The sequence below is a fragment of the bacterium genome (assembly GCA_021159335.1).
In the GTDB taxonomy this organism is placed as follows: Bacteria; UBP14; UBA6098; order B30-G16; family B30-G16; genus JAGGRZ01.
The window spans coordinates 40,143-54,847 of the sequence record JAGGRZ010000152.1 but is presented as its reverse complement, the minus strand read 5'-3'; the positions used below and the strand labels follow the sequence as shown (position 1 = coordinate 54,847).

Genomic DNA, 14,705 nt, shown 5'->3' with positions numbered 1-14,705 from the left:
AAACTATCCTAAAATAATCCACCAGCACGCATCTTCTTGGTCTGACGAAGTCCTTTGCGCTGGTTAGCCCCTCGCCGGTGGTCCCAGCTATGGATAGCGTGGTGTAGCCCTCGCCCATGTAGCCCAAACCAGCATACGAAGGACCGTTTTTAACAAAAATATTAGCGTTGCAAAGTTTAGCCATCCGCGAAAGCCGCTCTATGTTCTTGCTGTGCATTATGAATGTGTGCCTGAAACCGTGCTCAACCAACACCGCAAGACGCATCGCCTCATCAACATTAGGAACTCTTACCACAGGCAAAACAGGCATCAACTGCTCAGCCATAACGAGAGGATGGTCCCATTCAGCCTCGAAAAACAAAAGTGGTGCCCCATCGGGAACATCTATGCCACACGCGCGAGCTATAACGGAGGCATCCTTGCCAACGAATTTTTTGTTGATGACAGGCTTACGCTCGCCGTGACCAGCAGGGTCCTCAGCTATCACAAGCTCGGTAACCCGCGCCGCATCAGATGAAGAAAGCTGTATCGCACCCGCAGCACGCATCTCACGCATAAGCGCATCAGCCACGCTCTCAACCACAAAAACCTCCTTCTCAGCAGTGCAGAGCACTCCATTGTCAAACGATGCTCCCGATACTATGTCCCGTGCCGCACGACCTATGTCCGCCGTCTCGTCAACTACCACAGGCGGATTGCCAGGACCAGCACAAATAGCCTTCTTGCCGCTGTTCATCGCCGCACGAACTACTCCCTCGCCCCCCGTTACCAGAAGCAAATCAACTCCATCATGCTTCATCAAATACTGCGCACCCTCTATCGTAGGCTCAGAAACGCATAAAACTACATCCGCTGGCGCCCCCGCCGACGCCACCGCCTCCCTCACAAGCTCCGCCGTCCTAACGCTAACCCGCTTGGCTCCAGGATGAGGCTGAAATATAACCGAATTCCCTCCAGCCAATATCGATATAGCATTGTTGACTATAGTGGAAGGCGGATTCGTTGAAGGTGTTATGGAAACAACAACACCATAAGGCGCAAGCTCCTCAAGCGTTAACCCGTGGTCTCCCGTGTAGGTGCGGGGAACTAAATCCTCAACCCCAGGAGTCTTCGTAGCCGCAAGAACCACCTTCTCCCGCTTGTCGGGCATCTTGCCAAGCCCCGTCTCATCAACCGCAAGACGACCAAGCTCATCAGCATGCTCAAGCGCCACCTTCCGAATAGCCGAAATAACCCGACGCCTCACCTCAAACCCAAGCTCCTGATACCGCCGCTGCGCCTCCCGCGAACGCTCAATCAAATCATCAAGAACTGAATACGCTGTCGACACCGAAACCTTTGCCCCAGCCTCCGCTCCGCGCTCGCCTATCTTCCTTACTACCTCCTCTACTATGCGCTCAATATCTACCCTGTCCATCAAACCCCCTTAAAAGTAACCTTGCCTACCTCTCCTCTGGAAGCTTGGTGGGAAATACCTCGTGCACCTGCGGATGCGGTCGAGGTATAACATGAACGGATACCAGCTCTCCCACCTTCTGCGCCGCCATCGCTCCAGCCTCCGTCGCCGCCTTGCACGCCGCCACATCCCCACGAACCAACGCCGTAACATACCCACCACCTATCTTCTCATACGCCACCAACTTAACCTTCGCCGCCTTCACCATAGCATCAGCCGCCTCTATCAACGCCACCAAACCCTTGGTCTCTATCATACCTAATGCTTCCATCCCTACCTCCTTATTGTGCCTTTCCACTTAATTAGTGCCATAACCAAAACATTGTCAATGAGGATTTTTGAGCTGCGAAACAACAAAATTTAACATTTGCTAAAAAGAACAAGGCGAATTGTAAGCATAAAAATCAAATTATCCTTTGGCAAAAAGTAATAAATTCGTATTTTTTAATCAGAAATATGCTAAAAATTTTTTCTGGAGGGGCTGCTATGAGAAGAATAGCCCTTGTGGTTTTGATTTTTATAGTTTTAAGCGGCTGCGCACGAAGTCGCGAGAACAAGGAGGGGAAAATGGTTAACATAAGGCATGCCGAATTCGCTGGCTCGTGGTATCCTGGCGACCCTGACTCCCTAAGGCAGATGCTGGAATACTTCTTCAACGCTGCCGACATAAAACCTGTAACCGAAAGAATAGTGGGAATAATATCCCCTCATGCTGGATACATCTATTCGGGTCCTGTGGCAGCATACGCCTACAAACAGCTGATGATCCAAAAGGATAAATACAAAGGTAACACAGCCATAATCCTTGGTTTCAGGCATCGCCCGACACCGTGGCAAGGGGTAAGCATATGGGCGGACGGTTACTGGGAAACCCCGCTCGGCAAAATAGCCGTTGACTCCGTGCTGGCTGAGAAAATAATAAAGGCAAGCAATGGTAAAATAGTTGCTAAAAAAGACCAGTTCTACGACGAACACTCTCTTGAACTACAAATACCATTTTTACAATACGCCCTCGGAAATGAATTCAAAATAGTGCCGATAACTTTCGCACATCAGAACCAAACAGAAATACAGACCCTCATCGATGCGCTCGTTAACGCAAATATAGATTGGGACAAAACCTTCATGATAGTATCCACCGACATGAGCCACTATCATCCCTACAATGAAGCTGTGTCAATCGACAAGAAGACGCTTGATTATGTGCTATCTCTTGATGTGGATGGTTTCATTAGCTGGCTTCGTCAGGGCGTTGATGCGTTCTGTGGCTGGGGTGGCGTTATAACGCTTATGACTGTAGCCAAAGCTGCTGGCGCGACAAAAGCAGTCCTCCTTAGATACGCGAATTCAGGCGACACGCAACCAGGAACGAGGTCTCACGGGGTCGTGGGATATTGCTCGGTGGTGTTCGTTAAACCCGGTTCCAAAGGAAGCGAAGAAAATTTTGAGGAAGAATTCTCGCTCACCAAGGAGCAGAAACTTTATCTTCTCAAGCTTGCTCGTAAAACCATTGAAGAATACATTTTGCGAGGAAAAGTTTACGAACCTCCCGAACCCAAGGACCAAATTCTAAAAAACGATGCCGCCGTGTTTGTTACTATACACAGGAAGGGCATGCTGAGAGGTTGCATAGGTCAGATGATGGCGCAGGAACCCCTCTACCTCGCGGTTAGAGATATGGCTATATCCGCTGCGACCAAAGACCCGAGATTTCGCCCAATTCAGCCAGAGGAAATAGACGAGATAGACATAGAAATATCCGTGCTTTCTCCGCTTAAAAGGGTAAAATCATACGAAGACATTGTTCCATTTAAACATGGGGTATATATCACGCGTGGCTGGCATTCGGGGGTTTTCCTTCCACAGGTATGGGGACAGATTCCGGACCGGGATGCTTTTCTTTCGGAGCTGTGCGTCCAGAAAGCTCACATGGAACCTGATTGCTACAAAAAACCGGACACGAAAATTTATGTTTTCACTGTGCTCGAATTCGACGAGAAAAAATTCGGTTTGAAATAGAATGGACAAAACTACAAAACCCAAAACGGCATTCCCAAGACATCGAGCGAGAAGAGCTGCGCTTCAGGCTCTATATGCGCATATGATGAGCGGTGAAAGTGACCCCGAAAAACTTTTTAACGATGTAATAGCTGTAAACAAAGAGCTTAGAAAAGAAGTTTATCCGTTTCTTAAAAAGTTAATAACATCAGCTATCGAGCGTGAGAAGTTTGCCGACGAAATAATACGAGAGGTAACCGAGAACTGGGAATTGGAACGAATCGCTGCCATAGACAGAAATATACTCCGACTCGGTATAGCTGAATTTCTTGACTTTCCAGATATCTCGCCCAGAGTAACTATAGATGAAGCCATAGAGCTCGCAAAAGAATTTGGCGACCAGGATAGCTCAAAGTTTGTTAATGGAGTTTTGGACGCAGCATTACGGAAATTAAGACAATTGGGACTGGTAACGAAGGATTGAACATGAGGTTCGGCATTATTTCAGATGTTCATTCGAATATTGAAGCTTTTACTGTAGCGCTCTCACTGCTGTCTGAACGCGACATCGACGAGATAATCTGCCTCGGTGACCTTGTTGGTTATGGAGCAAGTCCCAACGAGTGCGTTGCGCTTGCCCGCGAAAGAATCGACAAATGCATAATGGGAAACCACGATTCAGGAGTGGTGGGTCAGACCGACATATCCTATTTCAGCGAATACGCCGCAAAAGCACTCATATGGACCGTGAAAGCTATGCAGCCAGAAAATCTCAAATTCCTCGAACGACTGCCTATAAGGCTTGATTTCGAGCTATTCTGCGCGGTTCATTCAACACCGGGTAACCCGAAAAAATGGGAATATATATTTACGAGCGCTGACGCAGCGGAACAATTCAAGTTTTTCGACCAGTGGATATGCTTTGTTGGACACTCACACATACCCGCGGTATTCACACAATCAGGCAAAGCCATTATTCCCGTCGTGCCATTCGATAAAGAATCAATAACAATAAAATTGCACAAAGAAGAAAGATACATAATAAATGTTGGAAGCGTAGGGCAGCCAAGAGACAACGACCCAAGAGGTTGCGCAGTCATTTTTGACTCAGACGAAAATACTCTGACCCTCGTAAGGTTCGAATACCTCGTGAGCGTTGCGCAGAAAAAAATCCTTAAAAGTGGCCTGCCGAAATTTTTGGCTCAAAGGCTCGCGCTGGGGATTTGACATTTTTACCATTTTTTCATATTTTAGTATTTGCAATGAAAATCTATGGAATTAAAATAAGAAAAATCAAACAAAAGGGGGAATAATAATGAGGAGAGTTTTAATTATAGTAGCATTCTTTGTGATTTTTTCGCTCGTTTTTGGCGGCAGAGGGGGACCAGACCGTTATGGATATAGATGGATAGACTCCGATGAACCCCGCGGACCAACATTCAACTGGATTGACATAACAGGGACAGGAACGAGATTAACAATGACATCCGACCAGGTCCGCACAATAACTCTTCCCGCTGGATTCGTGTATTATGACTCGGTTTATAACAGAATAACAATATGCTCAAACGGCTGGGTTGCTTTTGGTTCGTGGTCGTCGCCGACATCAGTTTCAGGACGATTACCAAACACTGCATCGCCCAACAACACTCTGGCTGCCATGTTCACCAACCTCTATCCTCCAGGAGCCTCTTGGCCAGGCGGAATTTACTATCAGGGTTTCCCTGACAAATTTGTGGTGTCATATGTCGACATACCGCAATGTTGCTCCGCGACTATGCCAAAACAAACATTTCAGATAATCCTTTATTATGATGATTTCAGCATCGTCTTCCAGTATCTTGATGTCGAACCTTTATCAGGGTCAACATCGTTCGATGCCCACATAGGATGGGAAAATAGAATAGGAAACGACGGTGTCGAGATAGGCACATGGAGTTCAAGGGGCGGGGTTCTACATGACTCACTCACAATAAAAATAGCAAAATTCAACATTGTCAACCCACCATTCCTCGCAACATTTGATGTATCGACGGATGGCTTCTGGCTGCCGGATGACAGCTCATCAGGATGGAATGTGGGTTTCGTTATGCCAAGCACAGGTTTATATCCGATTCCATCGGGGATGTCAGCGATAGGGACCAGAACCTCTGGTTTTTACGAAAACAATGCTGACTGGGTTATATTCAGCCCATATCTTGACGCCACCAACACAACCCATCCAATTATAGATTTCTGGCATGCATACAAAATGCAGCTTGGGCACGACGGCGGCATAGTGGAAATATCAACTGATGCTGGCGCAAGCTGGACTATCGTGGAACCTGAAAATGGTGGCTACCCAGTGCTTATGACAGCTGGTCCTCTTTCCGGAAGGCGAGCATTCTCAGGAATAGACACCGTATGGAAAAAAGTGTCCTTTGACCTTCAGCCGTATGCAGGCGAGGAGATATTAATAAGATTCCACTTCTACTCAGACGCTTCAGTCAACGATTGGGGCTGGTATATCGATAATTTCGGTTTCCACGAGGCGTACGGCACGGTAAAAGGAGCTGTGGACCTCCTTTATTTCACCCCTGATTCAGGCGCGCATGTCAAAATAACCGACCTTGGCTTGGAAAGGATAACCGACCCGGACGGCAAATTTACATTCGATACGGTCGTCGTAGGAACGCACAAATTAATAGTGGAAAAAGAGGGCTTCGTCCCAAGCGATACGATAAACTTTACCATCGACCGATTCGACACTCTAACGCTAAACATACCTCTTTCGCCAGAACTGTACCACGAGGATTTCGCCGACACAGACGGTGGCATGATACCGGACCCCATAGGCGGCTGGCAGTGGGGAAGACCCATACTCGGTCCCGACAGCGCCCATTCCGACTCGTTCTGCTGGGGAACAAACCTTGGCGGAAATTACGCAAACAACTGCAACTGGAAACTCATGATAGCCATACCGCTATTTGGGGTACACCATCCAACTCTTATGTTCTATCACTGGTATAAGTTCAATGGCAAATTTGGTGATATGATTTACGACGGAGGCAATGTAAAGGTTTCCACCGACGGTGGCGCTACATGGCATTTAGCCTATCCTCGCGAGGGCTATGACGGCGTTGTGGTGCCATCAAATCCATATCTGGCGGGGCAACCAGCATTCGGCGGTGAAGCCACAACATGGCACAGAGTCATGTTTGACCTATCCGAGTTCTCTGGCGTGGATACCATATGGATTCGTTTCGAAATAGGGAGCGATGCCTACGCGTCCGCCAGAGGATGGTACATAGACGATGTGAGCCTGATTGAGGGAATATCAGTGGACGAAAAACCAGCGAATCTTCCCAGAAAGATAATAGTTAACGCATACCCCAACCCGTTTAACAGCGTGTGCAGAATAACAATATATCCAACCAAAGAACGGGCTAATGTAGCGCTTTACGACATTAACGGCCATCTGATTAAAAACTTCGGCGACATGGACGGAAGCTCAAAACGAGAACTCGTCTGGCAACCCACAGACATACCATCGGGAGTTTACATACTTAAAATCAAAACCCAGAGCACAAGCCGCGAACTGAAGTTATTCTACCTTCGATAAGCTGATATTACAAAAATTCGGTAAATCGCATGTGTTGGGGAAATGCGCCCGAAAAGAGGCTAAACTATTATATTTATTATCCTGTTCGGAACGAATATGACCTTCTTAATTTCTTTGCCCTCAATATATTTGGAAACTTTAGGATTGTTTTTCGCCGCTTCAAGAGCCTGCTCCATATCGGCATCGAGAGGAATGACTATCGTCCCGCGGGCGCGACCATTAACTTGAACGCCAATCTCTATCTGCTCAAGCTTTGCGAGTTCCTCGTCGTAAACGGGATATTCGCGCAGGAAAATGCTCCCCTCAAAACCGAGCATGTGATTTATCTCCTCGGCAAGATGAGGGGCGAACGGAGCGAGAAGTCTCGCGAAAATGTCAGCAATGCCAAAGTAAAGCTTATGAGAGGGGCCAAAATCGCTGGGCAATCTGTTCAGAAACTCCATTAAAGCCGCGATAGCCGTGTTAAACTGCAAATGCTTTGTGTCCTCTTTAACTTTCTTTATGGTGCGATGAAGTTCTCGCCAGAGTTCCTGCTCGGATTTGTCAAGCGAATCGAAATCGGGAATATCTCGGCTTAGAGGTTCCCTGCCGAATATCCTGAACACCCTCTCAAGGAATCTTGCCGCTCCTTTTACCCCTGCCTCCGACCAGAGTATTTCCTTATCGGGCGGAGCAAAGAAAAGCATCGCAACCCTTGCACCGTCAACGCCAACCTTCTGGACAACTTCCATAGGGGAAACCACATTCCCCTTGGACTTGCTCATAACCTCACCGTTCTCATCGAGAACCATACCATGATTGAAAAGTCTTATAGCGGGCTCATCACCAACTTCTCTGGGTATGTATCCCATATCATACAGCACCTTATGAACGAAGCGGAAATAGATAAGATGACCCGTTGCATGCTCTGAACCACCGATATAAAGGTCAATCGGAAGCCATGTTCGCGCAGAGTTTTTGCTAAATGGTTCTGAGTCGTTCTTGGGGTCGAGATACCTCAGATGATACCACGCCGAGTCAACGAATGTATCCATGGTATCGGGGTCACGCTTGGCTGGACCACCACATTTCGGACAAGTCGTATTAATAAAATCCGGGACATCCTCAAGCGGAGAACGCCCTTTGGGGATAAAATCCACCACCTCCTGCGGCGGAAGCAAAACAGGCAACTCTTCCTCGGGAACAGGCACCACACCGCACTTGGGGCAGTGTATCATTGGGATTGGTGCGCCCCAGTATCTCTGCCGTGACACAAGCCAATCTCTTAGTTTATACGCTATCTTGGGTCTCCCAAAACCTCTCGCTTCAGCATACTCTATCACTTTCCTTATACCCTCGCGGGAATCCAGCCCATTAAACGGACCAGAGTTGACCATAACACCGGGTTCCGTATAAGCTTCAGTCATGGTCGATGGGTCAAGATTACCGTCCGGCGGCATTATGACAACCTTTATTGGTATTCCGTACTTCTTTGCGAACTCAAAATCGCGCTGGTCGTGCGCGGGAACAGCCATAACCGCCCCCGTGCCATATGTGGCGAGCACATAATCAGCAACCCATATCTGAACCCGCTCACCGTTAAATGGATTTATTGCGTAAAGCCCGCTGAAAACGCCGTCTTTCTCGCGAGCCTCTGCAGTGCGTTCTATCTCGGACAACTTAAGTGACTTTTCAATGTACTTCTCAACTTCTTTCCTTTGCGTTTCAGGCATTAACGGCAGCAATTTCTTCATTATTTTCGCGTCAGGTGCCACAGACATGAATGTTACGCCGTAAATAGTATCCGGTCGGGTTGTGAAAATCGGGAGTTTAATATCGGTGCCCTCAACGATGAAATCGAACTCACCGCCCTCAGAGCGCCCGATCCAGTTCCTCTGCATGGTTATTATGTTCTGGGGCCATTTGCCATCAAGTTTTTCGAGGTCATCAAGGAGTCTTTGAGCGTAAGCGGTTATTTTGAAAAACCATTGCTCAAGCTCTCTTTTTTCCACAGTTGTGCCGCACCGCCAGCATTTGCCGCCTATAACCTGTTCATTGGCAAGAACCGTTTTGCACTTAGGGCACCAGTTAACCATCGCGATGTCCCTGTAGGCAAGCCCCGCTTCGTAAAGCTTCAGGAAAATCCACTGCGTCCACTTGTAGTAGTCGGGCTCACAGGTTCTTATCTCGCGATTCCAATCGTAGGATATACCAAGCTTTATCAATGTTTTCTTGGCGGTCTCTATGTTGTTTATTGTCCAGTCACGAGGTTTCATTCCCCGTTTTATTGCGGCCTGTTCAGCGGGCAACCCGAAAGCATCCCACCCGAAGGGGTGCAGAATGTCCTTGCCGTTCATCTTGAGGTACCGCCAGACAACATCGCCAACCACATAGTTTCTGAAATGGCCCATATGAAGGTCGCCCGACGGGTAAGCAAACATTTCGAGCAGATAAAACTTATCCTTTGGTTCATCGGGAGTTTCGTAAAGCCCGGTTTCATACCAGTACTTTTGCCACTTTTGCTCGATCCGCAAAAAGTCATACATTTCAGGAAACCTCCCCAAACTTTAGTAAACCGCTAAACCAGCCAAATGAATGTATTTAAAAAACGCTGACTGCGCAAGGAAAATGCGAAATAGCTTGACAGTAAAGGATTTGATTAAATATTAAAATATTATGCTCTGGTTTAAGAAGAAAAAGGAAGGGCTTCCGCCGCAGAAACAAAAAGAAGTACCCGACGGACTCTGGCTTAAATGTGATTCCTGCGGTGAGATTATCTATAGAAAACAACTCGAGCGAAACTACTGGACCTGTCCTCAGTGTGGTCATCATTTCAAGGTCCCCAGCAGCTACTATATAAAAATCCTTCTGGATGAGGGCACATTTGAGCCTCACGACGAGAACATTCGTTCCACGGACCCGCTAAAGTTCAAGGACCGTAAAAAGTATTCCGACCGCCTCAAAACAACCATAGAAAAACATGGCATAACTGAGGCTATAACTGTCGGGCTTGGCAAAATCGATAACATTCCCGTCAGCGCGGGATTCATGGATTTCCGCTTTATTGGCGGCAGTATGGGCTCAGTAGTGGGCGAAAGAGTCGCGAGAGCCATAGAGCGTTCGCTGGTCATGAAAATACCGCTCGTTATAGTTTCCGCGTCGGGGGGCGCAAGAATGCAGGAGGGAATACTGTCGCTTATGCAGATGGCAAAGACGGGTGCACTGCTCGCAAGACTTGACGAAGCCAGAATACCTTACATATCGGTGCTGACGAATCCCACCACAGCTGGCGTTATGGCAAGCTATGCATCACTTGGCGATGTCGTTATAGCTGAACCAAAAGCTCTTCTCGGATTCGCCGGACCAAGAGTTATTCAACAGACCATCGGGCAGGAGCTACCACCAGGTTTCCAGAGCTCAGAATTTTTCCAGGAACATGGTTTCGTTGACGCAGTGGTCAAACGGCCGGATTTGCGAAAAGTTGTGGCGATGCTTCTTCGATATATGTATCGCCCCGCCGACAAAATCCCGTCAATGATTTTCAGCGATTGGCAGTAATTAATTTATTAATGACATCGAGGACAGCTTTATAAAACGCATAAAGAATTAATTAAAACAAGTAAATTTAACTCACTTACCTATGCAGAACTTTGCGAAAACTTCCTCGTATATGTCGCGGGCTTCTTTAGGCTGAAAAAATTCCCCAAGAATCGCATCGGCCCGATCAAGCTCCACCTCAGCCACATCAAGGAAACCTTTGTCAAGCGCATCCAGCGCATCGCAAAGCGCCGTGTAGGCAGCATCCAAACGCTCCTGCGTCCTGAGAGAGAACAAAAGCGAATCGGAAGGCACTTTGACTATCGCATTCTTTATAACATTTATGACAGCATCAATTCCCTTACAATCCTTGGCAATTGTTTGCATAGCATTGGGATAGAGTTTTTTTACCTTTTCGCTTACTCCAAGGTCCACTTTGTTGACCACAACAACGAAGTCTTTTTTGGGTGGTGGTTGTGGACTCTCCGAGTTCGCCTCTACAAGCCAGAGAACCAGGTCAGCTGTCGATAGCGCGTTTTTTGCTCTCCTTATTCCCTCGTGTTCCACAGGGTGAGCGGTCTCACGAATACCAGCGGTATCCATAATTTTTACCGGCACGCCATCAAGCTCAATAGTTGCCTCGATTATATCGCGTGTTGTGCCAGGGTGAGGAGTTACTATAGCCTTTTCAGCACCAACTATGCAGTTAAAAAGCGTTGATTTGCCGACATTAGGAGCACCCGATATAGCAACAGTGAACCCCTCCGAAAGGACGCGCGAACTTCGTGCCCTAGAAAGATAGGATTCGAGTTTCTCCTTTACCCCTCTTAAGCTTGTCAACCACTTTCTCTCCGATGTCATCGGCACCTCGTCCTCAGGAAATTCGAGCGCAGCAACCACCTCAACAAGAATTTCATGTAGTTTTTGCCACAACTCTTTAAGCTCTCTGCTTTTTTGTGCTGCATTTCTCGCCGACGCCACAGCCGCGAGTGTCTGTGCGTTAACAGTAGCAGCGACAGATTCCGCCTGTATTAAATCCATTTTCCCGTTCATTACCGCTCGAAGCGTGAATTCCCCCGGATATGCGAGTCTTGCGCCAAGTGATGTAAGCAAGGATATTATAGCCTCAACCAGTATCGGATTCCCGTGAACGAAAAGCTCCACCATATCCTCGCCAGTGTAGCTTTTTGGGGACTTGTAAACTATCGCCACCGCACGGTCGCTAATGGATTTTGCACCGTGTGGCTCAATGGAGAAATAAACCACATATGCTCGGTTGGCCTCGAATTCAGCAGGTTTCGGCTTCAACTGGAGTGCTCGCCACACGAAATCGTGGCATCCATCTCCGCTAATGCGAACCCCCGCTATGGCTGAACGCCCTTTTGGTGTTGCGGGTGCGACTATAATGTCACCTGAGAGAATATTTGCTATCTCGAGATTATTCACGGTTTAAATGCACCACTACGAAGCAGTTGATTCCTCTGGGGGCAAGCTTTTCCAGTGTTTCTCGACCCAAATCATGTGGATTATTGAAAGTATGTTGAAAACAGTCCAGTATATCACCAATCCCGCTGGAAGTTTATAGAATATGAAGAAAAACACGAGGGGCATTATATAAGCCATTGTTTTCTGCTTGGGGTCCATCGTGGAAATCAATTGTTGAATGAACATCGTTACGGTCATTACTATTGGCCAAATTATGTAGGGGTCAGCCTGCGCAAGGTCTGGAACCCAGAAAAATCGCTGAGCCCTGAACTGAAAACCACTGGCAAGAGTTTTATACAAAGCGAAAAATATGGGCATCTGAATTAGAAGTGGGAGACAACCTGACGCAGGACTTACACCATGCTTCTTGTAAACCTTCATCATCTCTATGTTCATCTTCTGCGGATTGTCCCGATACTGCTCAGTTATCGACTTTATTATGGGCTGTATTTCACGCATCTTGCGCATGCTTTTAAGCTGTTTCTGCGCGAGTGGTAGAAGAATAAGTTTCATAAGGATCGTGAAAACTATTATAGCCCAACCGTAGCTTCTTACGATCGCATATATAATCCTGAAAATCCACATCAAAACCTTTGTTATAGGCGCAAGCCACCGCCAGCCAAGGTCGACGAGAGCGGTCATATTGCGGCCATAGTTTTTCAAAACGAAATAATCCCGCGGACCAGCATAAATAATATACGAAAGTGTAACACGCGGCGAAGCGACATGATTCCTTAGCCCAACGCTAACCTGTGGTATCTCGCGCTGGTATATAGCGGTGTCAGTTATCCAGTATGATTTCGCGAGCACAGCCTGTGAACCAAATTCTTTCGATGACGCCAAGGTAACCGTGAAATATTTGCTGGTAATGCCTATCCAGTCAGCAAGTCCTTCGAGCGAGAATATGGGATTTTTTCGTGATGGTTTATACTTTCCCGCTTCCTTCCCTATTCGATAACGGGCGGCTATCTCTCTTATATCCCATCCAACATTCTTCTCCGTTGGCAGAATCCCAGCGGTCCACCAGAATTCGACATCCTCAATGGTGTGCGTGGTATCCTGCATGGCAATAAACAACGATGCATTAATGTGATACATTCCCCGCACAAACTCAAACCTGCGCTGGACCATTACATTGTTACCTATGGAACCTATAAGCGTTACCGCATCTTTGGGATTATCCTCGTTTATAACCAGTGTTTCCACATCCGAAGTGAAACGAATTGAACTTAAGGAAATCCTTCTATCACCGCTTATTATAAATAATTCAGAATTTTTATCCCCTATAACCCCCGGTGCAAGCTCGACTTCTTTGCCGTGAGCGTCGCGGATGTCCCTCAAGCGTATAGACCGTATGTCACCACCTTTGGTCGAGATTTTGACGACGAATTTGTCAGTTATAACCGTTATAATTTTTTCTGGAACGTTTGGGAATGTTGTCGTCTCCGGATTTTCTATTGCCGTAGCGAGGGTTTCGGGTGGGGCTGCTTTTCGAACAACCTTTTCAGTCGTATCTACTGAGCTTGGCTTCTCCTTCTGTGGTATTGTGGTTTCCTGAGGCGCCTGCTTTATGGTGGTTCGCATCACCCAGCGCTGGTAAATGGGCGTTAGAATCAATATCGCTAAAATAAGAAGAATACCTATAACCGTTCTTTTATCCATAATAAAAATCCTTTCTCGTTCGTTTCTGAATTCTAAAGAAAATGGCGAAAATGGCAAGCAAAATATTCAAAAATACTGGTTTCTAAATGGGTTGAATGTAACCACGCCGAAATCCGAGTTCGTCAACAACCTCAAGCACCCTCATGTACTCCTCCCGCTTAATTCTTCTTTTGAGTTCAGGGAATTCCCCCGCTCGATGAGCTGGAAAGTACTGACTCATAACGCTTAGATAGACATTAGTTCCAAGATTTTCAGCTATCCAGCGCAAAGTTTTCTCCGTGCCAGAAATCCCGTTTGGCAAAACGAGCAATCTTATCAAAATTCCTCTGGTTGCAACGCCGTCGTCCCCCACGATAAGGTCGCCTACTTGATTATGCATTTCTTTCACGGCTTTTCGCGCCACCTCTGGATAATCGGCTGCACCGGAGTAAATTTTTGCCGGCTCGGAGTCAAAGTACCTTAAGTCAGGCATGTAGATTTCCACGAGCCCTTTAAGCAATTCGAGTGCGGCAAGCGAATCGTACCCGCTTGTATTGTAAACTATTGGTATTCTTAGCCCACGCTCCCGTGCTATTATTATCGCCCGCCTGATTTGCACAACATAGTGGCTGGGCGTAACGAAATTTATGTTGTGTGCGCCCTTACTTTGAAGGTTAAGCATCATGTCAACGAGCTGCTTTATAGTTCGTCGATTGCCGATTCCAAGCTGGCTTATAGGATAATTCTGGCAATAAACGCAGCGAAGGTTGCAATGGGTAAGGAAAATAGTTCCTGAACCAGAATAACCTGATATAGGTGGTTCCTCGCCGAAATGAAGGTTCGCGCTCGAGACAAAGACATCAGCAGTAGCACGACAAACACCGGCTTGCTCGAATCTGTTAACCCCACATTCACGCGGACAAAGCCGACACTCACGCAGCAGCTCTATGTCCTCATCGGTAAGAAGTGGGTCGTAAAATGGTCGTTTATCGTTTTTACGAAACATTT

General features: G+C 47.1%; 11 protein-coding genes. 5 read left to right on the top strand and 6 right to left on the bottom strand.

Annotation, left to right across the window (positions count from 1 at the left end; all coding sequences use genetic code 11):
* Together J7J62_08520 and eutM are read right to left on the bottom strand one after the other, a co-directional pair.
* Window positions 1-1,417, bottom strand: a 1,417-nt coding sequence (locus tag J7J62_08520) for an aldehyde dehydrogenase EutE (GenBank protein MCD6125195.1), incomplete at its 3' end; no start/stop codon positions are given.
* A 25-nt stretch (window positions 1,418-1,442) separates the two neighbouring features.
* Complete coding sequence (gene eutM, locus J7J62_08515; protein ID MCD6125194.1) at window positions 1,443-1,727, bottom strand: ethanolamine utilization microcompartment protein EutM; 285 nt, start codon at window positions 1,725-1,727, stop codon at window positions 1,443-1,445.
* Window positions 1,728-1,942: 215 nt separating this feature from the next.
* Between eutM and amrB the strand changes: the two genes are divergently transcribed.
* The 4 genes from amrB (at window position 1,943) to J7J62_08495 (ending at window position 7,055) form a co-directional block, all read left to right on the top strand.
* Window positions 1,943-3,475: an AmmeMemoRadiSam system protein B gene (amrB, locus tag J7J62_08510; protein ID MCD6125193.1), complete on the top strand. Its 1,533-nt coding sequence runs from the start codon at window positions 1,943-1,945 to the stop codon at window positions 3,473-3,475.
* A 1-nt stretch (window position 3,476) separates the two neighbouring features.
* Window positions 3,477-3,938: a transcription antitermination factor NusB gene (gene nusB / locus J7J62_08505; GenBank protein MCD6125192.1), complete on the top strand. Its 462-nt coding sequence runs from the start codon at window positions 3,477-3,479 to the stop codon at window positions 3,936-3,938.
* A 2-nt stretch (window positions 3,939-3,940) separates the two neighbouring features.
* Window positions 3,941-4,681: a metallophosphoesterase family protein gene (locus J7J62_08500; GenBank protein MCD6125191.1), complete on the top strand. Its 741-nt coding sequence runs from the start codon at window positions 3,941-3,943 to the stop codon at window positions 4,679-4,681.
* 88 nt (window positions 4,682-4,769) lie between these two features.
* Window positions 4,770-7,055 (top strand): immune inhibitor A, encoded by a 2,286-nt coding sequence (locus J7J62_08495; protein MCD6125190.1) that lies wholly within the window; start codon window positions 4,770-4,772, stop codon window positions 7,053-7,055.
* 59 nt (window positions 7,056-7,114) lie between these two features.
* On the opposite strand, the gene J7J62_08490 is transcribed toward J7J62_08495, so the two are convergent.
* Window positions 7,115-9,580: a leucine--tRNA ligase gene (locus J7J62_08490; GenBank protein MCD6125189.1), complete on the bottom strand. Its 2,466-nt coding sequence runs from the start codon at window positions 9,578-9,580 to the stop codon at window positions 7,115-7,117.
* Window positions 9,581-9,710: 130 nt separating this feature from the next.
* On the opposite strand from J7J62_08490, the gene J7J62_08485 reads away from it, so the two are divergent.
* A complete protein-coding gene (locus J7J62_08485) occupies window positions 9,711-10,592 on the top strand; it encodes an acetyl-CoA carboxylase carboxyltransferase subunit beta (protein ID MCD6125188.1) in 882 nt (293 codons plus the stop codon).
* 72 nt (window positions 10,593-10,664) lie between these two features.
* On the opposite strand, the gene mnmE is transcribed toward J7J62_08485, so the two are convergent.
* From mnmE to J7J62_08470, 3 genes are all read right to left on the bottom strand, one after another.
* On the bottom strand, window positions 10,665-12,017 hold the full coding sequence (mnmE, locus tag J7J62_08480) for a tRNA uridine-5-carboxymethylaminomethyl(34) synthesis GTPase MnmE (protein MCD6125187.1): 1,353 nt from the start codon (window positions 12,015-12,017) through the stop codon (window positions 10,665-10,667).
* 15 nt (window positions 12,018-12,032) lie between these two features.
* A complete protein-coding gene (yidC, locus tag J7J62_08475; protein ID MCD6125186.1) occupies window positions 12,033-13,718 on the bottom strand; it encodes a membrane protein insertase YidC in 1,686 nt (561 codons plus the stop codon).
* A gap of 82 nt (window positions 13,719-13,800) precedes the next feature.
* Complete coding sequence (locus J7J62_08470; GenBank protein MCD6125185.1) at window positions 13,801-14,703, bottom strand: radical SAM protein; 903 nt, start codon at window positions 14,701-14,703, stop codon at window positions 13,801-13,803.
* Window positions 14,704-14,705 lie beyond the last annotated feature (2 nt).

Bases quoted from the DNA above. Each gene is read 5' to 3' on its own strand.
- J7J62_08470 (MCD6125185.1), bottom strand. From the start codon at position 14,703: ATGTTTCGTAAAAACGATAAACGACCATTTTACGACCCACTTCTTACC.
- nusB (MCD6125192.1), top strand. From the start codon at position 3,477: ATGGACAAAACTACAAAACCCAAAACGGCATTCCCAAGACATCGAGCG.
- eutM (MCD6125194.1), bottom strand. From the start codon at position 1,727: ATGGAAGCATTAGGTATGATAGAGACCAAGGGTTTGGTGGCGTTGATA.
- J7J62_08500 (MCD6125191.1), top strand. From the start codon at position 3,941: ATGAGGTTCGGCATTATTTCAGATGTTCATTCGAATATTGAAGCTTTT.
- amrB (MCD6125193.1), top strand. From the start codon at position 1,943: ATGAGAAGAATAGCCCTTGTGGTTTTGATTTTTATAGTTTTAAGCGGC.
- J7J62_08485 (MCD6125188.1), top strand. From the start codon at position 9,711: ATGCTCTGGTTTAAGAAGAAAAAGGAAGGGCTTCCGCCGCAGAAACAA.
- J7J62_08495 (MCD6125190.1), top strand. From the start codon at position 4,770: ATGAGGAGAGTTTTAATTATAGTAGCATTCTTTGTGATTTTTTCGCTC.
- yidC (MCD6125186.1), bottom strand. From the start codon at position 13,718: ATGGATAAAAGAACGGTTATAGGTATTCTTCTTATTTTAGCGATATTG.
- J7J62_08490 (MCD6125189.1), bottom strand. From the start codon at position 9,580: ATGTATGACTTTTTGCGGATCGAGCAAAAGTGGCAAAAGTACTGGTAT.